At 52.7% G+C, this 24,490-nt stretch carries 19 protein-coding genes and 4 pseudogenes; 12 read left to right on the top strand and 11 right to left on the bottom strand.

Annotation, left to right across the window (positions count from 1 at the left end; translation table 11 throughout):
* The first annotated feature begins 191 nt into the window (after window positions 1-191).
* The 3 genes from DY926_RS02935 to DY926_RS02945 all read left to right on the top strand — a co-directional run bounded on the left by DY926_RS02935 (window position 192) and on the right by DY926_RS02945 (window position 2,710).
* Window positions 192-620 (top strand): phosphatase PAP2 family protein, encoded by a 429-nt coding sequence (locus DY926_RS02935; RefSeq protein WP_158551906.1) that lies wholly within the window; start codon window positions 192-194, stop codon window positions 618-620.
* 148 nt (window positions 621-768) lie between these two features.
* Window positions 769-1,548, top strand: coding sequence for a WecB/TagA/CpsF family glycosyltransferase (locus tag DY926_RS02940; RefSeq protein ID WP_116702002.1), 780 nt, complete (start codon window positions 769-771; stop codon window positions 1,546-1,548).
* A gap of 1 nt (window position 1,549) precedes the next feature.
* The gene (locus DY926_RS02945) at window positions 1,550-2,710 is read left to right on the top strand and encodes a sugar transferase (protein WP_116702003.1); all 1,161 of its coding nucleotides are present in this window, start codon (window positions 1,550-1,552) and stop codon (window positions 2,708-2,710) included.
* A gap of 558 nt (window positions 2,711-3,268) precedes the next feature.
* Here the strand turns inward: DY926_RS02945 and DY926_RS02950 are convergent.
* From DY926_RS02950 to DY926_RS02995, 10 genes are all read right to left on the bottom strand, one after another.
* Entirely contained in the window at window positions 3,269-3,652 is a 384-nt protein-coding gene (locus DY926_RS02950; protein WP_116702004.1) for a hypothetical protein, read from the bottom strand.
* 47 nt (window positions 3,653-3,699) lie between these two features.
* Window positions 3,700-4,260, bottom strand: a complete 561-nt coding sequence (locus tag DY926_RS02955) for a chemotaxis protein CheD (RefSeq protein ID WP_241503021.1) — start codon at window positions 4,258-4,260, stop codon at window positions 3,700-3,702.
* Window positions 4,257-4,646, bottom strand: coding sequence for a response regulator (locus tag DY926_RS02960; protein WP_116702006.1), 390 nt, complete (start codon window positions 4,644-4,646; stop codon window positions 4,257-4,259). The genes DY926_RS02955 and DY926_RS02960 overlap by 4 nt, the downstream gene beginning before the upstream one ends.
* 83 nt (window positions 4,647-4,729) lie before the next feature.
* Entirely contained in the window at window positions 4,730-5,788 is a 1,059-nt protein-coding gene (locus DY926_RS02965) for a protein-glutamate methylesterase/protein-glutamine glutaminase (protein ID WP_116702007.1), read from the bottom strand.
* Window positions 5,789-5,791: 3 nt separating this feature from the next.
* Window positions 5,792-6,634 carry a CheR family methyltransferase gene (locus DY926_RS02970; protein WP_116702008.1) on the bottom strand — a complete coding sequence of 281 codons (843 nt, stop codon included), beginning with the start codon at window positions 6,632-6,634 and terminating at the stop codon, window positions 5,792-5,794.
* Window positions 6,631-7,092: a chemotaxis protein CheW gene (locus DY926_RS02975; protein WP_116702009.1), complete on the bottom strand. Its 462-nt coding sequence runs from the start codon at window positions 7,090-7,092 to the stop codon at window positions 6,631-6,633. The genes DY926_RS02970 and DY926_RS02975 overlap by 4 nt, the downstream gene beginning before the upstream one ends.
* Window positions 7,093-7,136: 44 nt before the next feature.
* Entirely contained in the window at window positions 7,137-9,338 is a 2,202-nt protein-coding gene (locus tag DY926_RS02980; RefSeq protein ID WP_241503022.1) for a chemotaxis protein CheA, read from the bottom strand.
* A gap of 28 nt (window positions 9,339-9,366) precedes the next feature.
* Window positions 9,367-9,750: a response regulator gene (locus DY926_RS02985; protein ID WP_116702011.1), complete on the bottom strand. Its 384-nt coding sequence runs from the start codon at window positions 9,748-9,750 to the stop codon at window positions 9,367-9,369.
* Window positions 9,751-9,752: 2 nt separating this feature from the next.
* Entirely contained in the window at window positions 9,753-10,067 is a 315-nt protein-coding gene (locus DY926_RS02990; protein WP_116702012.1) for an STAS domain-containing protein, read from the bottom strand.
* A gap of 1 nt (window position 10,068) precedes the next feature.
* Window positions 10,069-11,367, bottom strand: coding sequence for a methyl-accepting chemotaxis protein (locus DY926_RS02995; protein WP_241503023.1), 1,299 nt, complete (start codon window positions 11,365-11,367; stop codon window positions 10,069-10,071).
* Between the two features lie 975 nt (window positions 11,368-12,342).
* Between DY926_RS02995 and DY926_RS03000 the strand changes: the two genes are divergently transcribed.
* The 4 genes and pseudogenes from DY926_RS03000 to DY926_RS17795 all read left to right on the top strand — a co-directional run.
* On the top strand, window positions 12,343-14,535 hold the full coding sequence (locus DY926_RS03000) for a glycosyltransferase family 9 protein (RefSeq protein WP_116702014.1): 2,193 nt from the start codon (window positions 12,343-12,345) through the stop codon (window positions 14,533-14,535).
* Between the two features lie 52 nt (window positions 14,536-14,587).
* Window positions 14,588-16,672 (top strand): glycosyltransferase family 9 protein, encoded by a 2,085-nt coding sequence (locus DY926_RS03005; protein WP_158551908.1) that lies wholly within the window; start codon window positions 14,588-14,590, stop codon window positions 16,670-16,672.
* 68 nt (window positions 16,673-16,740) lie between these two features.
* Window positions 16,741-17,718: an ADP-glyceromanno-heptose 6-epimerase gene (rfaD, locus tag DY926_RS03010; protein ID WP_116702020.1), complete on the top strand. Its 978-nt coding sequence runs from the start codon at window positions 16,741-16,743 to the stop codon at window positions 17,716-17,718.
* A 248-nt stretch (window positions 17,719-17,966) separates the two neighbouring features.
* Window positions 17,967-18,170, top strand: a pseudogene (locus DY926_RS17795) (transposase); the annotation flags it as partial.
* A gap of 64 nt (window positions 18,171-18,234) precedes the next feature.
* On the opposite strand, the pseudogene DY926_RS03020 reads toward DY926_RS17795, so the two are convergent.
* Window positions 18,235-19,352, bottom strand: a pseudogene (locus DY926_RS03020) (IS3 family transposase).
* Between the two features lie 282 nt (window positions 19,353-19,634).
* Between DY926_RS03020 and DY926_RS03025 the strand changes: the two are divergent.
* The 5 genes and pseudogenes from DY926_RS03025 to DY926_RS03045 all read left to right on the top strand — a co-directional run.
* Entirely contained in the window at window positions 19,635-20,660 is a 1,026-nt protein-coding gene (locus DY926_RS03025; protein ID WP_116702016.1) for an AAA family ATPase, read from the top strand.
* Window positions 20,661-20,664: 4 nt separating this feature from the next.
* Window positions 20,665-21,561 carry a ParB/RepB/Spo0J family partition protein gene (locus DY926_RS03030; RefSeq protein WP_116702017.1) on the top strand — a complete coding sequence of 299 codons (897 nt, stop codon included), beginning with the start codon at window positions 20,665-20,667 and terminating at the stop codon, window positions 21,559-21,561.
* A gap of 163 nt (window positions 21,562-21,724) precedes the next feature.
* Window positions 21,725-22,207, top strand: a pseudogene (locus tag DY926_RS03035) (transposase); the annotation flags it as partial.
* 67 nt (window positions 22,208-22,274) lie between these two features.
* Window positions 22,275-23,990, top strand: coding sequence for a glycosyltransferase family 9 protein (locus tag DY926_RS03040; protein ID WP_116702019.1), 1,716 nt, complete (start codon window positions 22,275-22,277; stop codon window positions 23,988-23,990).
* A 79-nt stretch (window positions 23,991-24,069) separates the two neighbouring features.
* Window positions 24,070-24,369 (top strand): annotated as a pseudogene (locus DY926_RS03045) (transposase); the annotation flags it as partial.
* Between the last annotated feature and the right edge of the window lie 121 nt (window positions 24,370-24,490).

Here is a 24,490-nt window from a genome sequence, read left to right on the forward strand (position 1 = left end):
TCTATCGAACTCTCAGCAGAACAGCCTCAACGTTCTTGTTGGGTTCACTCTAAGCGTACGTAAAGTACACTTTCGTGTCGTGACCCCTTCTGGTCACCATTGTCCTGTTCATAGCCATGGGCTGGAAGCGTAACGCGGCCATATGGGGCATTGGCATACTTCTTACCTTCACCTGCATCGTGCTGAGCAAAATGCTGGGGCTGCTCTGGGCCCAGTTCTATGGCTATGAAGGCCATCCCTTCAGCGCCAGTGGCCATGTCGCCTCGAGTGCCGCCGTTTACGGCAGCCTGATCAACATGATCATTTCTCCCCGCTTCCATTCATGGCTGATAGCAATGCTGCCGCCTGCCCTGATTGCGGGACTGATCGGCTATACACGTATCATCTTGCATGCCCATACGCCTGAGGAAGTTGTGGCCGGGGCATGTATCGGCACGACGGCGGCTACATTAATTACCCGCGCCCTACCACCTGTTCCGAGCTATATGGTTCACTGGTTCGCCTTTGCGCTTGTACCTGTCATTCTGTTCTTCCATGGATATGTTATGGAAGCTGAACCGGTCCTGAAGCAGACATTTTATACATCATATTACTTTTTCAACCAGAACATTGGCTGGTAAATAAATGTTTTTCAAAAATTTAATATATTATATACAATAACGCAATGTATATGATGCAATTATATTTTAAGGTACGGATTAATTAATATTTCTGCTGCAAGCTACTGATTGTAACTTTCCTGCAAAGGCGAAAGTCAAAAGACCGTTCATGAGAAAATATTCCGCTGATCGCCCTTGTTCGCCCGAAATTTTTGGCCTGCATTTTTCGCCTCTTTCAGAAAGTGAAGTGGCTACGCACATAGGCACGACCTTTCGTTCGGAACAGGAAGGTGTGGGCCTGGTTATTACCCCCAATATCCAGCATATCAGCCTGATGCAGCATAACCAGATGTTCGCGCAGGCCTGCCGGCATGCCGCCATTCTGACGTGTGACGGCTTTCCTCTGGTCTATTATGCCCGGTTACGCGGTCAACAGATTGCCGGGCGGGTTACAGGACGGGGCATCGTGACTGACCTTCTGGCCCGCCCCGATCTTCTGGCGCGACATCGTATTTTCATGGTGCTTGATAGCGAAAGAACCGTTGCGGCCGCCCAGAAATGGGCCGCCAAGCATGGTCTGCAGGACAGAATAACCTACGCCGTGCCCCCCCATGGGTTTGAAAATGACCCTGCATATGCGTCCCGTCTGGCCACCAGCATCCGTCATCACCAAATCACACTCCTTTTCATGGGGGTTGGTGCGCCCCGAAGCGAGATCTTCGTCGATCAGCACAGAAACGTTTTGCCACCCTGCTGGGCCCTGTGTATTGGCCAGGCGCTTCTGGTTGCACTGGGCCTGACGCCGCAGCCGCCACATCTCGTACAGAAACTTAATATTGAATGGCTGTGGCGCATTGCCCTTGAACCCAGGCGACTTCTGACCAGATATGTTTCTTCGGCATGCGGTTTCATGTCCGCAGTTTTCAGGGATATGAAACAACGTGGCTGAAATGTTTTCTCCCCATCAGCAGGAACCTTCGTCCAAAGGGGCAGCTATCCCCTCATGGCAAAAAATGGATGTAAAGTCCCCCATTACACCAGAAATCCTGCCATTTCCTGCCCCCTCCCATGAAAGGAAAGTATTCCTGAAAGACCTGTTCAGGACAGGCCTGCCCTACATGCGCCAGCGCGTCCTCGTGTTGGGTGGGGGAGAGAATGGAGAGAAAATTGTCACAAGACTGCTGGAAGAGCCTGATCATTGTGAAGTTATCGGCATATTTGATGACCGCACGAAGCGCCTAAGGGATTTTCGGCACAGTGTTCCCATTCTTGGGAATATTGATGACATGGTTGCGTTCTGTCGCAAGGATCTGCCTGATATCATTATTATTTCCATGGTTGATATCAGGCGTGAAAGGCTGCGTGCCATCCTGCGCAAGATTATCGTGCTGCCTGTTAATATCTATCTGGCCCGGGACAGTGATGAGGCAGGACAATCGGACAGCATGGATCAGGCTGATCCGGACATCGTCCTGTTCCCGATCAGCAAGGTTCCGCTGGAAGGATACCAGCTTGCAATAAAATGGCTTGAAGATAAAATACTGGCGTTCATTTTTATAATTATGCTGTCTCCGATAATGTTGGCTATAGCATTACTTATAAAAATTGACAGCACAGGATCGGTATTGTTCATACAGAACCGTTATGGCTTCAATAACAAGGTCATAAAGGTATTCAAGTTTCGTACCATGTATATTGCACAGTCGGACCCTACGGGCGCGCAGAGAACTGTGCGGAACGATCCCCGTGTTACCAGAGTAGGGAAATACCTGCGTAACTTCAGTCTGGATGAACTGCCGCAGTTTTTTAACGTGTTATTCGGCAGCATGTCGATTGTTGGTCCCCGCGCCCATGCCACAGCCATGCAGGTCAATAACGAACCCTATGAAGAGGTCATAGACTGCTACTCAGCCCGGCACATGGTCAAACCCGGCATCACCGGCCTGGCGCAGGTTATGGGTTATAGGGGAGAAGTAAAAAACAGATACATGGCGCAAAAGCGTCTGGATTACGACCTATACTATATAAAGAACTGGTCGTTATGGCTGGATATGAAGATCATATTCAAAAGCATACATATAATTCTCTTCAAAAGAGATAACGCATTCTGAACTGATACCTTCAGAACTGAGGCTGAACCATAACAATGCCATGCGGCAAAGCGGATATCTACTGCCTTCAAACATCAGCCTGTTATCAATCACACATTGATTCCTGCCACTGTGTGAAATGGTGAGGGGATACGCTTAACGCAGGCAGGCTGGAATATTCCTGAGCACGACCGGCAGTCGGCATGAAAGCTTTCCGAACAGGGTTGATAATGTAAGCTCGTAAGCCTTACGCGCCTGATCATCATGATGGGTAAGGAGCATCCCGGATGCCCTCACCAAAACACACATTCTTGGCTATCCGACACAGGCCATACATATGAATGAAAGGGATGATGATGACCTTTGTCCCCGCTACAGCAGGGTCCATAAAAAGGGAGATGTTGCCTATCTGTTTAAAGAAAAATCACTGATTCATGTAATATGTCTGGATCAGGATTTATTATTCCTATGACCAATCATATAAAAACTACATTTTTATGAAAAATTCAGATATTATATATTCTTATAAAGCATAGATAGAATATATGAATTACCCCTTTCTCACCAAATCACACACCATTAGAACAGATCAACTTCCCCAGCCTGATGCGTTCTATCCACTTGTTCTTCACCACCAAGCGCCTGTACCACTTCCCCCAGTTTGACCCCATCATACAGGGTGGCCACATTTACCGTGTCTGACATGGTGGCAGCAGGGCAGGCTATCAGGTTTTTCAGAACCGTCGCCAGGGCCTCCACGGTCTGCGTTGCGGAATCAAGCTTCTGGATATTATGCATTTCGCCTTCATCCAGCATATGACTTTGCACGCATTTCTCTATGGCCTGCTGAGTACCAAGCAGTTCTTCATAAACACTGTCCATAATATGCGTAACCCGCACAAGGGCCTCATTGACCGTAGTAGTCTGGCCTGCTTCAGGCAGGTTTATGGAATGCATTTCCATTATGATCTCTCAGCTTCAATATTCAGGTAATTTTAATGCTTGTTCGGTCAGAACGGTTCGGGCCGTATACCGGATACCATCGCCCATTTGCGCTGGGTATGGAGCTTCTCCCGGCTTTCCGCAACTTCCTGGTAACCGATGCCCTGGGCATCATGTACAAGGTTTTGCTGCACCCTGCCGGTAGTCGGCCAGAACCTTACCCGTCGGGCCTGATTGCCCCCCAGACTCTGTGAAATGCAGGGGATTTCCTTATCCGCCAGATACTGCATGACAAAATGGATGTTCTCCTGCCCGATACGGCCAAGAGAGGGCACAACCGTTGCCCCACCAAATGCCTTGCATACCAGACGGCTGCGCTTGCCGCCTGCCTTGAGTATGCCGCTGACCAGCATACCCATTGAATTGACGCCAAAGCGCATGGCCATGGCATCGTGGCTTTCACCACCTTCTGGCAGCAGAAAGTGGTTCATGCCACCGACCCCCGCAACCGGATCGAACATGCAGACCGAAATGCAGGACCCCAGAAGGGTGCCCAGGACAACCGCAGGGTCGTTGGAGATGGCAACCTCCCCCTGCACAATCATCGCGACTGCGGGGATGTGCGTCACGTTATGGGTCCGAATACCTTTTCCAGAGCTTCGCGCAGTTTTGCTACGGTATAGGGCTTGGCAAGAAAGTTGTTCACGCCCGCCTTGACAGCTTCCTGCACGAGATCCCGGCTTGCTTCACTGGTCAGGATAATGAAAGCGGTCTTCTGGGTTTTCGGATTACCCCTGACGGCACGCAGCAGCGCAAGACCGTCCATGACAGGCATGTTGAAATCCGAAATCACCAGATGGGTCGGGTTCTGTTCAAGATATTCGAACGCTTCCTTCCCATCCTTCCTCTGCGCAATATTTACAAACCCGATCTGCGCAAGACTATTGGCCAGGATCTGGCGTATAGAGGACTGATCGTCAACAACAAGTGCCTTGATCTGTGAAGCGGCTGGCATTGTCTCCCCCTTCTTTCTTTTTTCAATTCCGGTCAGTTGACCCGGAGTCAAGCATTAATTGTGATTTTGGCTAATATGACACATCAGCGCGCCTGGATAGCCATGGCGGCCGCACTGATCTGATTAAGAGGCACCACCTGACAGACCGCTCCGATTTCGGCTGCGACCCGCGGCATTCCGTAAACAACCGCCGATGCCTTGTCCTGTCCGATTGTCGGCGCCCCGGCCTGACGCATGGCAAGAAGTCCCTCGGCGCCATCCCGGCCCATGCCGGTCAGGATAATGCCCAGTGCATTCCTGCCAACCTGCTGGGCAACAGATTCAAACAGCACGTCAACAGACGGACAATGCCCGCTGACCGGGGCGGCACTTACCAGTCTGGTTACATATTTGCCGTCCCGACGCTCCACCTTGGTGTGCCTGTCCCCACCCGGTGCGATGCGGACATGACCTGGCAGCAGGACCTCGCCGTCCTTTGCCTCGGCAATGGAGAGGGCCGGTATTTTCATATCAAGCCGCCGTGCAAAGCTGGCCGTGAAAAGAGCCGGCATATGCTGGCAGACCACCATGGGCGGGCTCTGCTGCGGAAATCCCGAAAGGACTTCCTCCAGAGCTTCCACGCCACCAGTCGAGGCGCCGATTGCGACCAGTTCCACCCTGCTCGCCCACGTTTTCTGCAGCAGCGGGGACGATACCCCACCTGCCGGTGGCGCCACCGGCGCAACTGGCCGGGTCCGGGAGGTGGGCCGCGAGTGGGCTGCCTGAATGACAAGCCTTTTCAGGCCTGCAAAAGCATCGGTCCCGACGACATTGGCAGGCTTGGGAAAACAGTCAAACGCACCCATCTGCAAGGCCGTAATGGCCGTGTCCGCACCCCGTACCGTCAGGCTGGAAACCATGACAACCGGAATGGGCCGCAGGCGCATGATCTTTTCGAGAAACTGCAGCCCGTTCATCCCCGGCATTTCGACATCAAGCGTGATGACATCCGGCTGGTCCTTGATGATCAGGTCACGGGCCTCGATCGGGTTCGCCGCTTCACCACAGACGATAATCTCGGGCTGATCCTCAAAAGACCGTCGGATAAGCGCCCGCATCGTCCGCGAATCATCGACGATAAGAACCTTTACAGGTTTCTCCATGGCTCAGTGATCCTTCCTGTAAATGGTCGGGGCTATCTGCTCCAGGCCGCACTCGTTTTTGGTTGCCACCCTTTCAGAATGACCGACATAGAGAAACCCTCCCGGTTCCAGCTTGTCGGCCAGACGCCGCCAGAGATGTTCCCGTGTGGCCTCATCAAAATAGATGACGACATTGCGGCAGAAGATGGCGGAAAACATTCCCTTCATCGGCCATGTCGCATTCAGGTTGAGAACACGGAAAGCCGGCAAGCGGCAGATGCTCCCGCCAAAGCGGAGAATTCCCTGACCATAGGGCTCCATGAACTGGGACTTCTTGTTAGGCGGGATGGCTTCGGTTTCTTCTTCCGGATAAATGCCGGTCGCGGCCTGAGCTACAACCTGGGAGTTTATGTCCGTTGCCAGTACACGCACATCATGGGACGCCGCATCGGGAAATGCCGTCATGATGGACATGGCGATGCTCCATGGCTCCTGCCCGGTTGAGCAGGCTGCAGACCATATCCGTCCGCGCCCACCCGCCCGGACCCTTGCCGCCATGGCCGGGATCACCACCTCTTCCAGATGGACGAAGTGGTTCTTTTCACGAAAGAAATTCGTGACATTGGTTGTCAGCGCACAGATGAGGTTTTCCATCTCGGCCCGGCCATCAGGGGCCTGAACAGAATCCAGATAGGCCCTGAACGACGTATGGCCGGTTTCACGCACCCTGCGGGAAACACGCGAATAGACGAGCGTACTTTTTGATTCAGGGAAATGTATCCCGGCCTCTTCCTGCGCGATGCGACGTACCCTCTGGAAGTCAGCCTCTGTAAAGTCAGGCTCGTTGGCCAACTGTGTACCCCTCATGCAGATGCCATTCCCTCAACCAGCTGGGAAACGACAGTTTCAAGGCGAAGGACGCCAATCATCCGGTTGCCGATCGTAACCAGCCCGCTAAGGCTGCTTCCCTCCTCGGGCACGGACTGGATGGTATCTATATTGACATCGGCCATATCGATGACGCGGTCGACCAGAAGGCCGTATACAATGCCGTTTTTTGACTCAACGATCACGACGACACGGCGCGGATTGTTCGCCTGCGGCTGGATGTTGAGATAGACCGCCAGATCAATCACCGTAAGGATGATGCCGCGCAGATTGATGGCCCCACACACGTAATGGGGTGCAAAGGGCAGAGCAGTCGTTTTCTCAAATCCCCGGATTTCCCGTACGCTGAGGATCGGTATGCAGTATTCCTGCTCCCCCACGGTAAATACGATCATTTTCACAATCTGGGCGTCTGTGGCCTCTGCTGCTTCAGTCACGTCCGGTTCCCTACTTCAATCCTGATCGTCATAATGTGGTTCGATTACGCTGCCAGACCGCTACGGGTATTCTGCGACCTGGTATCAATATTCCGGATGGCGGAAGCAATCAGCGCCGGAACGTCCAAAATCAGGGAAACACTGCCATCACCAAGGATGGTCGCGGCCGATACGCCGGGTATCTGCCGGTAATTTTTCTCAATGCTCTTGATGACCACCTGCGCCTGATCGCAGATCTTGTCCACGACCAGCGCAACCCGTGCCCCGGATTCATTTTCCACAATCAGGATCACCGCATCTGCCGATGGCTTGTCAGATGTGGACAGCCCCAGTTTGAAGCCAAGCGGTATCAACGGCATGCAGTTGCCACGGATCGAGACCATGCGGCTACCATCGGGCAGGGAGTAAATATCCGCAGGGTTGATCATCATGGTTTCGACCACGGACGAAATCGGAATGACCATGGTGGACTCACCAGCGACGATCAGCATGCCATCAAGCACGGCCAGCGTGAGCGGGAGGCTGAGGCAGAATGTGGTGCCTTCCCCTTCCACACTGTGGATCGTGACCCGGCCGCCCAGACCAAGAATGGCCTGCTTGACGACATCCATGCCCACGCCGCGCCCCGAAAGATCGGAAACCGTGGCGGCTGTCGAGAAACCGGGAGCAAAGATGAGATTATTGATCTCGTCATCGGTCAGCACCGCATCCGGCGCCACGATGCCACGCTTGACCGCAATCGCCAGCACACGTTCACGATTGATCCCGCCCCCATCATCCTTGATCGTAATCAGGATACGGCCCGAGCGATGGCCCGCGGAAAGCAGGATATGACCTTCCGCCGGCTTGCCCGCGGCAAGGCGGTCCTCGGCACTTTCAATCCCATGGTCAACTGCATTGCGCAGCATATGGGTCAGCGGGTCCGTCAGCTTTTCCACCAGCGTCCGGTCAACTTCGGTATCTTCGCCTTCCAGCGTCAGGACAATATCCTTGTGCGTCATGCTGCTGGCTTCACGCACGACACGCTGCATGCGCTGGAACACGCTGCGCACCGGCTGGGCCCGGACCGCCATGACGGCATCCTGGATATCGCGTGTCAGCGCCTTCATGCTGGTGATGCTTTCGGCCATCTCCCGCTGCGCCGTACTGTCATTCCGACGGCACAGGGACTCAATCGCCGCCTGGGCGATGACCAGTTCCCCAACAAGATCCATGAGGTCATCAATCCGATGAAGATCCACACGGATTGATGCCTGTTCGGGCCGACGGACACTCCGCGCATTGCCATTGTTGGCAGGTGCTGCCGTCGGGACAGGTGCCGGGGGAGACGCCACCACTGCGGGCGGGGCCGCTATCTCAACCTGAGGGACGGGTGCCGGAGATCCATCCTCAGGTGTTTTTTTTAGCTCCGCGCCGTCCTCACCAGCTGTAACGGCTTCATCGTCCTGCGGCTGCGGATCATTGCCCCGGGACAGCGTGAATTCACAGACATCGCTTACCCAGTCGAATACCGCATTGGCGCTCTCATCCGACACTTCCGCCGGAAGGACGACACGCCAGGACAGATAGGGTCTGTCCGGAACCAGTTCATCAAACGGGGGTAGATCCGACGTATCACAGGTGACGGCAATTTCCCCGTCCGGAACGGCTTTTGCCGCATCGGCAAGGCCGATCAGGATGTTCCTGGCGTCATCCCCACGTTCATACATGGCCGCCTGCGGCCGGAACGTGACAACCAGCGGTTCAGCCGCCGGAGCGGCAAAAGCATCATCAAACCCGAAGTCAACCGGAACCGGCTCGAAGCTGACAGGGACCGGAACAAAATCCTGCGGTGCTGCGTCTTCCGTTGCCGCACCAGTTTCTTCCTTGTCCTTGCCGATAACGGCCTCAAGCTCGCTCCGGCTTTCCGCGATGCGCCCTGCATCAACGGACGGGCCACCACGTGCCTCGGCCACCAGATCGCTGAGAACATCCATGGCCTTGAGAAAGATCTTGATGATGTCATGCGTTGGGACAATGCGCCCCGAGCGCAGGCCATCAAGCGAGCTTTCGAACACATGCGCAAAGCGCACGAGATTTTCTAGGCCGAACGAAGCCGCGCCGCCCTTGATCGAATGCACGGCGCGAAAGACGGCATTGATGGTCTCGTGCCCGGAATCTCCATCAGACAGAGCCGACAGGCCGCGTTCAAGTTCCAGGAGCTGTTCTTCACACTCCTGGAAGAAGACCTGAAGGATATCGTCCATGTCACCACTCATTCTGGTGCCCTCCCTTTCAGGCAGTAACCCGGCGGATGGCCGCCACAAGACTGTCGGTGCTAAACGGCTTGATGATCCACCCCGTGGCGCCGGCCGCTCGGGCGCGGGCCTTTTTCTCCGGGTCGCTCTCCGTCGTGAGAACGATGATGGGGATGTGCCTGAACTGGTCCAGTTTGCGGACGGCTTCGATCAGCCCGAAACCGTCCATACGCGGCATGTTGATGTCGGTAATGATGGCATCGGGCGGCGGATTTGCCGCCTGCAGGACTTCCAGACCGTTTACACCGTCCTCTCCCTGAATGACGTCGTATCCCGCACCTTCCAGGGCCTTGCGCAACATGCCCAGCATGGTCCGGGAGTCATCAACAGTAAGGACCCGTATGGTCCGCTTTCCCACCATATTTATTGCTCCTCGGGAGACATGACTGGTTCCGACAGAAGTTTACTCACCCCGAAGATAGCATAAGCTTCCTTCACCTGGTCTGACGGCGCGACAAGGGTGCATCCACTTGCCACCAGAAGCTGGAGGCAGAGACCCCCGACATAGGTGACCCCTGATGCGTCAAGGGACGGTGTATCCGTCCCGGCGTTTTCCCGCGCCTGCTCGATCAGTTCCTTGAGGGCAAACGCGGCGGACGTATCCAGGCGCTCGGGCAATGCCGTGGAGGCCGGGGCGTCAGCGACTGATGGGTCCGCGCCCTGTTGGGGATCGGACATATCAGAACTCCTCCCAGCCCTTGTCGGACGATGTTGTCGGTAGATGATTGGCCAGCATGGCGACCGTCGCGCGCGCCGTCTTGCCTACACGCGGCGGCGGTGTGAATGAGGGAGCACTCTCGGGCGCACTGATGACAGGCGCCCTTTCCCGCCGGTTGCCGATTTTGAACCGGCTGAGCGTTTGCGCGAGCGTCCGGGTCTCGGCAGTCAGGTTGTGGCTGGCGGCCGTTGTTTCCTCGACCATGGCCGCATTCTGCTGCGTTACCTGGTCCATATCCCCAATGGCTGTCGTGACTTCGGACAGGCGCTGCGCCTGTTCCTGGGTCGAGACGGAAATTTCTTCCACCCGGGTCGCGCTGTTCTTCGTGCTGCCGGCAAAGTCGTTCAGGTAGTGACCTGTCTTCTGCACCAGATCGACGCCATTGGTCACCTGATCGGCCGAAAGGGAAATGAGACGCTTGATCTCACTGGCCGACTTGGCTGACTGTTCGGCCAGCGAACGGACTTCCTGAGCCACGACCGCGAAGCCACGACCCGCGTCTCCCGCCCGGGCGGCTTCAACACCCGCGTTCAGGGCCAGAACATTGGTCTGGAATGCAATGCCATCGATAACCGAGATGATTTCGCCAATGGCATCGGATGACTTCTTGATCGCATCCATCGCCTGCGTGGTCTGGACCATGACATCGGTCGCCGCCGTCACCTTTTCCAGTGCCTGCTTCGTTTCCTTGCTGGCTTCGGAACATGCTACGGCGGTGCGCTGCACGCCCTCGGTAATGGTGCGGACCGAGGCCGCTGCCTGACCAAGGTTCGATGCCTGCTTTTCGGTGCGCTTCGCCAGATCGTCCGATGCGGTGGAAATCTCGGTAGCGCCGGTGGCGATCAGGTCGGAATTGTTGGCTACGGCCTGCAGGGCTTCGTTCAGGCGCAGGGCTGAATGGTTGAACGCATCACGCAGCGGAGCAAACTCACCATCGAATATGGTGTCGGTAATACGTATGCGCAGGTCGCCCCTGGCCATCTCGGCCAGCGCCGCGCCAAGAACGTCAATGACCTCATGCGTCTGCTTGTCGCGGTCCTGGCTGCGCTTGAGGGCGTCCTTGATCTCTTCGCCCATCGCTTCCTGACTGGCCTTGGCCTCGGCCTGCTCCTGCAGGCCACGGGAAAACGAAATCATTATACGGGATAGACGACCGGTGCAGTCCTGATTATGAAGGAATGGCATGTTACTGTCGCCACGGATCTCTCCCCGCCCCAGCTGCTCGCCAATATTGGTGAGCGTTTCGATGGGCTTCGTCACGAAAGCGGTCAGCCCTGACCAGAGGGAAAAGACGATGATCTGTCCAATCCCAAGCGCGCACATATTCATAAGGAACATGTGGCTGATCGGTTCATGGATAAAGTACCCAACAGCCTCAATGATGATCTGAAGGATGAGATATGCCTCCAGACACAGCATTGCTACCCTGATCTTGACGCGGAGCGGGGCGTCCTTGTTCAGCCACTTCAACATGCCGATGCAACTTCCCTTCATGTTTCACGAGAGGTCGCGCATGGAACCATCCGCGCAGCGACACCCGCTTTTGGGCGGCACACCTGGCACTGGTGGCCTTTCCGCCCCCCGGTGACACAAGAAGCGGAACGCACGGCACACATTCCGGAAAAAAGGAATGTCTCCACGCGCCCTGTCTAGTTGGAAACCGGGTAGTTATCTCTATGTCCGAACGGATAGCTATACGTCAATACCTGCCCATGACTGCATTGATCGAATTGGATGAAATCGTTCGGAAAGTCATGGATGCATCAGGACTGGAAATAGACACGAAGTTCGACAAAATCGTTAACGAGATATTTCATTTATCATTTTATAATATGCATGACTTGCAAATCCGGCGCGCACCCTGGGTCTCGTCAGGGTGCGCTTCCAATACATGGGAACCATGCGACATGACGGGCAGACCATTTCCGTTATCTGCCTTCACGACCAGAACCCGCGTATGATGGAAACCATCAGCTATGCAGGGACTGGACGGACAATAGATATAGGTACGTTGCACAACTGGAAAAAATTCCGGGCTTCTGCAACTTGGCAGCCATACCTATACCTCATTCCCCACATATAGAAAAATCTGATAGCGTATGATTAAATGATAAATTATCAGTGGTTTATTTTTCTGAAAGGAAAATTTCCTTAACGTTCATGGCTCCGTGACATAGAATTCACACTTTCTTCCTGACATAAGATCATGCCTTCAGCCTGGGACTTCACGAAACAATGCCTGAGATTACCATACCTAAAATGAATCGCCTCGCTAAGAATATCCTGCATTCCGTGAAAAAGAAGGCAGATGCAGGCATTACGCCCTCATCCCACAAGATCGCGAACACATTCAGAATTCTGGCAGATGAAGCCCGGGATAGCGGCAAATACCTTGCCGCCGCAGAACTTTACCGTCAGGTCCTGGAACTGCGGCCGCCGACGGTCGATCTCCTGCTGATCTGTGGTCACATGTACAAGGAAGGACGGGATTTCCCGACCGCCGAGAAGTATTATAAACGCGCCCTGGAAATTTCGCCGCATAATAAAGAAATTCTGATGCAGCTCGGTCATTTTTATAAAACGACCGGCAATTATAAAGAAGCCGAGAAATATTATCAGGATACCATCGTTGCCGACCCTGACTGGGCCCATGCACGTGAAGAACTTGATAATATGCGGCGTTCCGATGAATACCGGCGCTTTTATAAGGGCGGCAGAACGCACGATGGCAGGGTCAGCCAGATTCTGGTCCGCAAGACACGCGATGAACTTTATCACGACCACACCAATGCTTTTGTCATTACCCGCGGTGGCAATCACCAGATAACACGCTGGGGCAGCGGACAGACGCTTCGGGGTATTGACTCACTGCGGGGATATCTCGTTACCGATCAGACCTATACGACCTTGGAAATTTCGCTTGATGGTCGCCTGATCTTTGCCGGTGACCTGCAGCTCGCCCCCCTGCGGCGGGAAAAAAGCAATCCCAACATGCGAAAGTACGTCTATAATGCATGGGTGGACGTCTCCGACATTCCGTGTGGCGCATATGATATGCTGCTCGTCGCCAAGGGGCCTTATGCCGAGCCGCGGCAGGGTGAGAACTGGCGTCGCGAACGGGTTATCGTTGCGGAACCCCTCCCTGAAGATGTCGTAGAGAAAAGCGCCGCCTACGTGCCCGCAAAGGCGGTCCATGCCCTGCTGGAAAAACCGGACGTCATTGAAACAGACAGCGTTAATGATGCGCCCCGGCCTGAATATGTTGCTATTGGCATGGCCTTTGATGCTGCGACGGTCGCTCGCGTCAGGGCTGAATCCCTGAAGCTCATCGATGCAATCAACGCCATGCCCAGCGTGGTGTTCAAGGCCGACAAAAGTACATTCCCCGGACCCATCAGGAATGTAGCTGTGCTGCGCACCGATCAGCTGGGGGATCTGGCATCTTCCGTGCCAGCACTCCAGCGGCTTCGCGAGATCCTGCCTGACGCCAACCTTGTCGGCCTCGTGACCTCGGCCAATAAGGATCTGGCTAAAACGCTCAATATTTTCAACGAGCTGGTTGTTATCGAATTCCCCGATGACCCGGTCCAGCAGGACCGGGTCATGAGCAAGGCCAAACAGGCCGAGCTTATCAACCGGCTGAAACCCTATAATTTCGATGTCGCGATTGATTTCGCGATTTCTGGCCTGAGCCGCAAGCTGCTGCCCCTGACGGGGGCACCGACCACGCTCGGGTTCGATACCGGCGGGAATACGACACTCGATCTCTCCGCCGCCGCACATGACCCCAAGGCGGGTTATCACATCATGCGGCATTCCTCGCAGGTCCAGCTTCTCTCCGAAGCGCTTGGGTTCTGGCTCAATGGGCCGGCTACGGTCGTAAAACGCAATGACATTTCACGCGCCAACCTTGTTCCTTACGGGATTGGCGAGGATGAAGACTATGTCGTGCTTCATAGTGGATCACGACTGGCCATGATCCGCTGGCCCGAATATCCGGCGCTCTGCCAGAAAATGCTCGAAGCCGGGAAAAAGGTCGTTTATTTCGCCGATGACGACAAGGACCGGGAAAAGCTTCCAAAAGATAAAATCGAAGATGGAAGCATCATCTATATGGCGCGGAAAATGCCTTTCCAGGATTTTGACGCCATCCTTTCCTACAGTTCGCTCTTTATCGGCAACGATTCAGGCCCCAAGCATCTTGCCAGCCTTCGGGGCGCCAAGGTGCTGAGCATCCATCCCGGCCGGTCGGACTGGCGTGAATGGGGACAGGAACTGACCGGCGCCATCATAACCCGCCGGCTCCCCTGCACGGGCTGTTCCCTGCATGCGGACCCGGAAGAATGTGCTCATGACATAGCATGCGTTAGGAAGATCACGGTTGAAGAGGTCTTTCAGGAGGCGACCGCGCTTTTGCAGGAAAAATAAGGCCCCTATCCGCTCGTAAATTTCTCTGCAAAAGACAAAAATGGATATCAACATGAACCCCATAAAGCTGCTTGGCCGCTCGAAGATCACTGAAGCAGTGCCTACCGTGCGTAAATCCATGGAAGCCGAACTGATATCCCGTGCCATTCAGGCACGGGAGGCCGATCATTACGTGGTCAGCGCCATGCTGTTCGAACGTGCCGCCGACTTTGGCGATCATCTGGTCGAGCGCCTGAGCGAAAGCGCCAGGATGTATATCAAGGCCAAGGATCTGGCCAAGGCCGAGGCCCTCTACCTTCGTATCCTGAAGGCAGATCCCAATAATGTGGATGCCTGCTTTGATCTGGCAAACCTCTATCAGAGCCAGAAGAAATACGATGAGGCAGAATTTTTCTATGAACGGGCCCTGTCCCTACGTTCCGACTGGGCGGCTCCCCAGGAAGGGCTTGCGCATATTGGCAAGATCCGCGCGGAACTGGAACAGCGTGAGCGCCAGATACGCAGTGAATCCATACAGAACTTTGTTCTCGCTGAAGAAAAGAAAGACATCCGGAATTTTGATCAGCGCATAGATTCCAGCCTGTTCAAGAAAGGATGGGACGAGCTTCATCAGGACCATCACCCTGCATTCGTTTTCACCCGGCGGGGTAACTTCCAGAAAACCGAATGGGGCAGTGGCCAGACCCTGCGGGGGATTGAAGCACTGAGGGGCTTTCTGGTCTCCGACGTGCCATTGACTGATATTTATATCTATATGGATGGGAAACTCATCTACTCGGGCAAGCTGAAAGAAGCCCCGCAGAAGTTTGAGCGTTCAAATCCCAATATCAGGAAGTGGGCCTACAACGCATGGATTGATTTCACACGTGTCCCGCGCGGGTGGCATCACTTCATCTTCTGCGCATTTGGCGTGAATGACGAGGCAGTCGAGGGACGTAACTGGATGCGCGATCACCTGATCGTGGCCGATCCGCTGCCTGAAGGGTTCTTCACTGATAGTGACGCCATTATTGCCCCCTTCGAGCCCGATCCTTCGCGCTCCCTGGTGGAGCAGATCAACGCACGGCCGAGCATTGTCCACAAGGCTTCAAACGCCTCCTTCCCCGGACCGATCAGGACTGTCGCCGTACTGCGCAGCGATCAGCTTGGCGACACCGTGGTTTCCACTGCGGCGTTTCTGCGCCTGAGGCAGCTTCTGCCCGATGCAAAGATCGTCGGCATCATGAGCCCTGCCTGTATTGATCTTGCCCGTTCCTACGGCATATTTGACGAGATCATCGAACTTGACTTCCCTGAGGAAGCGGCACAGCGCCAACGTGTCATGGACATCAATGATCAGGAAGACCTGATCAGAAAACTGAAGGCATACAATTTCGACCTGACGATCGACTTCGTGCTTTCCGGACCGTCCAGAAGCCTCGTTGCCCTTACCGGCGCACCTGTCACCATGGGGTACGGCTTCGAGGACGCCAAGACGTTTGAACTCGACATCATCACCCATGACCCTATTTCCAACCTTGATTTTACGCATCACTCCGTAAGAATGATGCTTATTGTCAGAAGCTTGGAACTCTGGCTGAAAAGCGATGCGCGTGTTGTGCGCCGCGATGACCTTCCGCGTTCGCTACTGACGAATTATGGTCTTGGCGAAAACGAGCCCTATGTTCTCATCCACTCCGGATCACGGATAAAATTCTCCCAGTGGCCCCATTATGGCCAGCTGGCAAAGCGGATCGTTGCCGAACTGGGTATCCGGGTCGTCTTCATTGCCGATGATGAGACACAGAAAAATCACTTCTCGAAAGAAGAACTTAACGGCAAGATTATCTTTCTGGCCAAAAAGCTGCCTTTCGACCACTTTGATGCCCTGATTTCCTATGCATCTGTGTTTGTGGGGAATGATTCCGGCCCCAAGCATCTTGCCGGATTGCGTGGTACGCAGGTGGTCAGCCTTCATTCATCGCGCATAAGCTGGATTGAATGGGGTCAGGAACAGACAGGTGTTATTATCAGCCGACAGGTGCCATGCGCCGGTTGCGCCCTACATCATGAGCCGGATGAGTGTGCGCAGGATATTGCATGCGTCAGGCACATCAAGGTTGAAGAGGTCTTCGCCGAGGTTAAAAAGCTGCTTTAGACCCGTTTATCCTCACGGCACTGAAAACCTACTTTAACCGTCAATAATTTACTTATGGAATGGTCAACATGATACTTGTTACAGGTGGAGCCGGTTTTATCGGCTCCTATCTCCAGGCTGAACTTCATGCGCGCGGCGAGGAAACTGTCGTTGTTGACTGGCTTGGTCATGAAGAAAAATGGCGCAACCTGCAGCTTCATGCCCCGTCCCGCGTCATCGCGCCAGAAGACCTGGATGCATTTCTGGCCTCGAAGCCGGACATCAAGGCCGTTTTCCATATGGGCGCCATAAGTGAAACAACGGCCACCGATGGTGATCTGGTCTGGCATACAAATGTTACGCTATCCCAGAAACTCTGGTCATGGTGTGCCGAACAGGACATCAGCTTTATCTATGCCTCGTCTGCTGCAACTTACGGTGCGGCTTCCACGAGGGAAGAATTTTCTGATGATCCCTCAAACCTTGAAAAACTGCGTCCGCTTAATCTGTACGGCTGGTCCAAGCATGTCTTTGACCTGTGGGTAGCACAGCAGCTCCGTGACGGGAAAAAGACCCCCAAACAGTGGGCAGGTCTTAAATTTTTCAACGTCTATGGCCCGAATGAATATCATAAGGGCAAGATGATCTCCGTCATTAAAGTAAAATATGACGATATTTCAAAAGGTCATCTGGCAAAACTCTTCAAATCTGACTCGGATTCCGTTGCGGATGGTCAGCAGGCCCGCGATTTTATCTGGGTGGGTGATGTCGTTGATGTCATGCTGTGGCTCTACGAAAATCCACACGTCAATGGCCTGTTCAATTGCGGCACAGGGGTCGCCAGGACCTACCTCGATCTGGCATATGCCATCTGTGATTCCCTTGGTACGCCCCGAGAGGTTGAGTTTGTAGACATGCCCGCCCAGCTTAGGGGAAAGTACCAAAATTTCACCTGTGCCAACATGAGCAAGATTCGTGGCTTGGGTTACAAGAAGGAATTCACAACTCTGGAGGATGGCATAAACATTTATGTCAAGAAGTTCCTTCAGGGAAGCATGTACTATTAATATAGTTTGAATTTTTATAAATTCACACAGCTCAACATAGGCGCAATAGAGTCGAATTATAAATAATAAACCTATTGTGCCTATTTAATTTTCCCAATGAATTTAATTATGTATTCTCATGAAATTCAAAAAGAACCACTAACCTTATGGATTTTATGAATATAGACACAGGAATAGGATCAGGACCTATTGATTTATTGAATTGAACTACGTTTCGTGATTCATAGACATTCTGGGAAGACTGGCCTGTGAGTGACATGTTTTTGTTGTCCAAGAGACAGATGGAGAGGATTACGCCATATTTCCCTCTGGCTCACAGAGTGCCGCGTGTAGATGACCGGCGGGTTCTGAGCGGGAGCGTTTATGTAATTCGCAATGGGCTTCAGTGGAAAGATACCCCGAAAGAGTATAATCCACATAAGACCCTATACAATTGTTTCATCCGGTGGGCCGCCTGGGTATCTTTGACTGGACTTGTAACGGTTTTGTGCCGGTTGACCCAGCCCGAACGTGCCCTCAGTTTTGGGTTAGGGTCTGTGGGTTGTTGTATGCTGTTTTGGCGTGTTGAGCGAAAGCCTCTGGCGTCATGCCATTGAGGCTGGTGAGGGGCCTGACAGCATTGTAGTCGGCCGGCTAAGCGTCGATGACCGTCCGAGCGTGGGCAAGATTGCGGAACAGGTGCACGTTGAGGCATTCGTCGCGGAACCGGCCGGTAAAACTCTCGAGGAACCCGTTCTGCTGCGGCTTTCCCTGTGCGATATAGCGCCACAGCACAGACCGCTTTTCCTGCCAGGCCAGGATTGCGTTCGAGGTCATCTCGGTGCCGTTGTCGCTGACGATCATCATGGGAAAGCCTCGGCTTTCTGCGATCCTGTCCAGTTCGCGGCCAAGCCGTTCGCCCGACAGCGATGTGTCGGCGACCAGACCGAGGCATTTCCGGGTGTAGTCGTCGACCACCGTCAGCACCCGGAAGCGCCGTCCGCTGTTCAACGCGTCCGACACGAAGTCCAGGCTCCTGCGCAGGTTCGGCCCGTTGGACAGCACCATTGGCGAGCGCGTGCCCTGCGCCCGTTTCCGGCCGCCCCGCTTGCGGACCGACAGACCCTCCTCGTGATACAGCAGAAACAGCTTCTTGTGGTTCATGGCGATCCCTTCGCGGTCGAGCAGGATGCGCAGCCGCCGATACCCGAACCGGCGCCGCTCTCCCGTCAGTTCCCGCAGACGGGCACGCGCTGCCTTGTCGTCCGGGCGGCACGACGCATAGCGCCACGTCTTCGGATCGATACCGACCAATCGGCACGCACGGCGTTGCGTGTAACCCTGCTCCGTAATCGCCCAGGTCGCAGCATTTCGCCGCAAGCCGGGCGTCACGAGTTTTTTGCCAGCAGTTCCTTCAGCGTCGAGACATCCATCACGCTCTCCGCCAGAAGCCGCTTCAGCTTCGCATTCTCGTCTTCCAGAGCCTTGAGCCGCCGCGCCTCCGATACCTCCATGCCGCCGTATTTCGACCGCCAGGTGCAGAACGTTGCATCGCTGATCCCGTGCTTGCGACATAGATCGGTCGCCGACGCACCCGCCTGATGCTCTTTCAGGATTCCGATGATCTGGTCCTGCGTGAAACGTGATCTCTTCATTGTCTGTCTCCGGTTGGACAGACCTTACTCAAAAACGAGGGCATTTCACGGGGCAGAGTCAAATCCTCTGCATCTGGCTTTCAGACAGCAAAGACACGTCACTCACAGGCTCATCCTCCACGATGATCTGTGAATCATGGAACATCGCTCAATTCAATAAATTAATAGGTCCTGAGTCCGGAATGTTTTTTCAATTCTCTCCCAACTGTTGAGTGTTGAGTGTTGACTGTTGAGTGTTGATGGTATGAAACTAGGCCATTCCCACGGTATGCGAGGCTACATATGTCTGCCTTTAAGGCTATTCGCTCTCAACTTGGTCTATCGCAAACACAATTAAAGGATCTGCTCAATGAGCGGCTCCAGCGCAATTATGACCGGCATACGATTTCGCGGTGGGAAAATGGCAAACAATCCATACCGCAGGATGTTGCAACAGAACTTCAGGCCCTTGCAGACCGTAAACCACAAGATACAAGAGTTATAACATTTGCAAATCAGAAAGGTGGGGTCGGAAAAACTACGAGCGCTCTTAATATCAGCTTTGCACTGACCAGGTTGAATTACAGAGTACTTCTCATTGACGCTGACCCGCAGGCAAGTGCAACATCTGCCCTTGTTGGGCATGATATCGTATCAATATATCGCAATGGTCGGACACTGGATGCTTCACTGCTCAAGGATGTTCCTTTTTCTGACGTGATTTTGCCCAAAGGTACGGAATTCTCTTCTGGTCGACAGCTTCCTTTTGCTTTTGCTCCTAGCCATATAGATTTGGCCGAGGTTGATGTACGTCGTGAACCAGGGACTGAAGGTCTGTTGAGAGAGGCTATTGCCTCGGTAAGATCTTCTTATGATTTTATTATAATTGATAGTCCGCCTCATTTGGGTTTTCTGACATGGATGGCTCTTACGGCGGCCCATACCGTGTATATTCCGGTGAGAACAGAACCCTATGATGTAATGGGGGTAAATCTGATTCTGGATACCCTTTCCAAGGTCCACCGCCGTTCCAATCCCAGATTACGTATAGGTGGAGTAATTCCCACACAGTTTTCCCAAACTCAATATGTCGATATTGGGATAGTGACGCATCTTATTGAAATACTGAAAGGGCGCGCGGAAGTACTTGAACCCGTTCCGAGTAGTACGGCCTATAGCAATGCCGCATGGGCCTCAAAGATACCTGCTGAACTGACACCTCGTAATCCTGCCATACAACCCTACATACGTCTTGCCGAAGCGATATCGAACGGCACGGTTCCCGTTAAGGCATCCGATATTCTATCTATGATCATCGCATCGGAGTAATCCAATGGCACGGAAATTCAAGGTTCGTGAGGCTTCCCCATTTCTTACGGCGCAGGCCGGTTTAATGAGTAAAGTGGAAACACCGTTTTTGAATGCCAGCAAGTTCAATCATACCTTTGAGGTTGCATTGGATAAAATTTCAGCGGATCCATCTCAACCCAGAAAGGTATTCGACCCGCAGGAACTCGATCAACTAGCGGAGTCCTTTCGAATACATGGGCAACTTCAGCCTATTTTACTGCGTCCTGAACCTGAAAAAGACGGGCAGTGGATTATTGTTGCAGGAGAGCGTCGCTGGCGCGCTGCGCTTCAAATTGGATGGCCAGTACTTCTTGCGATGGAACATACCGGCGACCATGAGAGCGCCAGTTTGGTTGAGAATCTATTAAGAGTAGATCTGTCAGCTGTTGATGAAGCCCGTGGCCTGAAGAAGCTCATGGATCATAATAATTGGTCACAAAGCGAAATGGCGCGTCAGTTAGGCCTGAGTCAGCCACGAGTCAACAGATCTTTGCGTATACTTGAGTTACCCAGTGAGTTTTTAGAAAAAGCGTCTGAATTGAGAATTCCTGTAAATACACTTGTGTTGATTTCCAGAGAATCTGATTCTGCCATGAGAAAACTACTTATGCAGAAAGCCATAGATGGAGAGCTTACAGTATCTGCTGCAAACCAGTCCCGGACAACCAAGGGAATGGCCGCATCGCCCAAAAACACACAAGCGCCATCTTTTAAATGGAAGGAAAACCTGAATTTGTCCATTAAGGCGATTAAACGATTTTCTCAGAAGTGTGAAGGATTACCGCATAAATCCATCGTTCTGTCCCAAGATGACCGAGGTGCGCTGGAAGCAGCACGGGCGACTATTGATCTTTTATTATCTGAAGGCAACCCTGAGTAGGTATGAGAGGTGGCCCCGGACTTTCGAACAGGTGATTAAGCCATAATCTGACCTGAAAGAGGACGGGTTTCATGGGAGGGTTACGAGGAAACGGTATTCAGGTGAGCTCAAGTCGTGAGTTGATGCGGGTGATCTGGCGATTGACCGGCCCAACTAGGTCTGATGTTCCGATATCACCTACATCCCCATGAGGCGCGACTTCCTCTATCTCGTGGCGATCTTGGACTGGGTAACGCGCAGAGTTCTGGGCTGGTACCTATCGAACACAATGGACACCAGGTTCTGCATCGAGACGCTCCGCTTCAACAGAGTATTGGAGGAATGTCAGATTTGCATTGGCATGGATGGCTGTGCCCTGTGGCTGGACAATGTCTTCATTGAGCGTCGGTGGCGGTCACTGAAATACGGATGCATCTACCTGCGTGCTTTTGGGACCGGCTCAGATATCCATGTGCGTCTCGCGGAGTGGGTCGCTCATTATAACAGGCAGCATTCACATATTGCACTGGGTGGACGCGCGGCCGATGAGGCGTATCATACCGCACCAATGCGGTCAGAATGGCGGAATGACATCAATCGGGTATGGCTTATTCAACCACCAAAACTGTCCGAACAAACGGGGCGTCTCTATTGTCCCCCGAACTGATTACAAATCACTCAAAGATAATCAGGATGATAGAATTATATCATCATAAAAACAGGAGGTTCTTTAGATGGTCGAGAATTCAAATTATAAGGTCGAAAAAATTGACAACATACCTGACGCAAAACTTGGCAGGTTAAACGAAAGATCCGAAGTAATTCCGGCAATCAGAAGATTGACGGAAGTTAAATTCATAAAACACAATAGAAATCTGAAATATTTTTTCGGAGCCATACCTTTACATTTGCGCATGAGCCTTCAGCAGATCGGATGGTTGAAAAATGATATAGGAAGGCCAATATTATCAGGGGTCGTTGCTGTCCGGGTTCTGGTTTATGCAACCAAGCCTTTAACTTCGGCTACAGTAACATTGGGCGATGACCCTACAGTGTTAGGGCAGACAAAGCCCGTTTTCATGACAAATTACAAGGGGATCGATGTCTGGTCCGTAAACATATGGTTTGATTCCAAAGATCTCCCGAGCGGAGCGCATAAACTTCGTATTCATGCGTATGCAGGAACAAAATGTGTAGCCCGCATGCGTCGCTTTGTCGAAAAGATGCCTCAGGAAATCCTGTTGCAGAAAGTTGGCGAAGATGCAGCCTTATCAGACGCCTTTGTCCCAAGTTTATTAGCATCGGAAAAACATAAACATGATATAACAGATGTCATTTCTAATCGCCCGGTTGCTATACATCACCCACGTAAGAGTATTTTTTCATATCCAATAAAATCTGTCCTGATACTGCGTACTGATCAGTTGGGAGACGTATCTGCTTCAATGCCTGCCATGATGCGTATCCGCAAAATGTTTCCTGATGCCACGATTACCGTCCTATGCCAGAAGTTCGTTCAGGATTTTATTGGAAGTAGTGGCATTGCAGATGAATTCCTGACCATTTCTCTTAGCTATTCTCATGTCAGTGAAGCGCGCTTTATCACGCCTGAAGCTGAAGCACAGGTGAGGAAAGCTTTAAACGGTCGTCACTTTGACCTTGCCATAGATTTATGCCCCGGGGAAGAAAGCCAACCCCTTATGCTATTGTGTGACGCGCATTATCGCGTCGGATTCAAACCTGAACGTTTCTCTTTTATTGATTTTGGTATTGAGGTTACTTCTCGTGACAAAATCAATTCAAAGGCAATTGTCAATCATGCTGCACATGTCATGATGCTTGTCCAGGCCCTGGAAAGTGCCATAGAGCAGATACAACCTGCTGTTCCCCAGATCGCCAATGAAGTTGAAAGTAAAATATTACAGAATTACAATGTAAGGCACGGTGAATATGCCATAGTCCATTCTGGATCCAGGCATCCGCTTTGCCAATGGCCTATAGAAAACTTCATATCCGTAGCTCGTCACCTTACAGAGAATGAAGGAATGCCCGTTCTATTTTTTGCTGATACAGAATTATCTGATCATCAGAAAAAACTGTGTGCAGACATTAAAAATATAGTTTTCTTGGAACGGATAGAGGCATCATCCTTTGATACTCTCATAAGTCATGCGGGTGTTTTTATTGGCAACGAAACCGGTCCTAAGCACCTTGCTGCCATTCGTGGTGTTCCAATTGTCATTAGCGTCTCAATTCCGCGTCTGAATTGGCGAGAATGGGGACAAAATAGAGGAGGAGTAAGCATTACCCGACAGGTTCCCTGCGCAGGATGCAGCATTAACAATATGGCTCAATGCGGTAAAGAAGCTATATGTTTACGCAGTATTCCAGTAGATGAAGTTATTTCTGTTTCTTCTAGTCTGATAAATAAAAATGAATGTCCAAGTTAATATTTTATGATGCCTCTCTCTAGAGGGTGTTATGTACTTTTGTTCATTATTTGTTCAGAAGTGCTGAATATCGTGAGTTCGACAGCAGTATCCCTCTGACGTATCAGATGAAGAATGGTTGTTGGTTATCCCGTATCTGGTTCTGATGCGAGAGGACACGGAGCTGCGGCGGTATGATTTGCGCGAACCGCTCAACGGGTTGCGCTACGCAATCCACTACAGGATTGCTTGGCGCACCATGCCGAACGATCTGCCGCCCTGGTTGGCGGTTTATCAGCAATCCCGTCGCTGGATGGCAGTTGGCTGCTTCGAGATGCCGGTGTGCGACCTGCGTGCCATCTTGCGTATGGTTTCCGGTCGCCAGCCGGAATCCACGGCGGCCTGGACTTGTAACGGCTCTGTGCCGGTCATCTAGGCTCAGGACTCATTCCTTGAGATAGAAGATGAAGCTTGCTGCGATGTGGATTGCAGACATGAATGTATGAGCACAGCGGTCGTAT

Source organism: Komagataeibacter melaceti (genome assembly GCF_003403295.1).
GTDB lineage: Bacteria > Pseudomonadota > Alphaproteobacteria > Acetobacterales > Acetobacteraceae > Komagataeibacter > Komagataeibacter melaceti.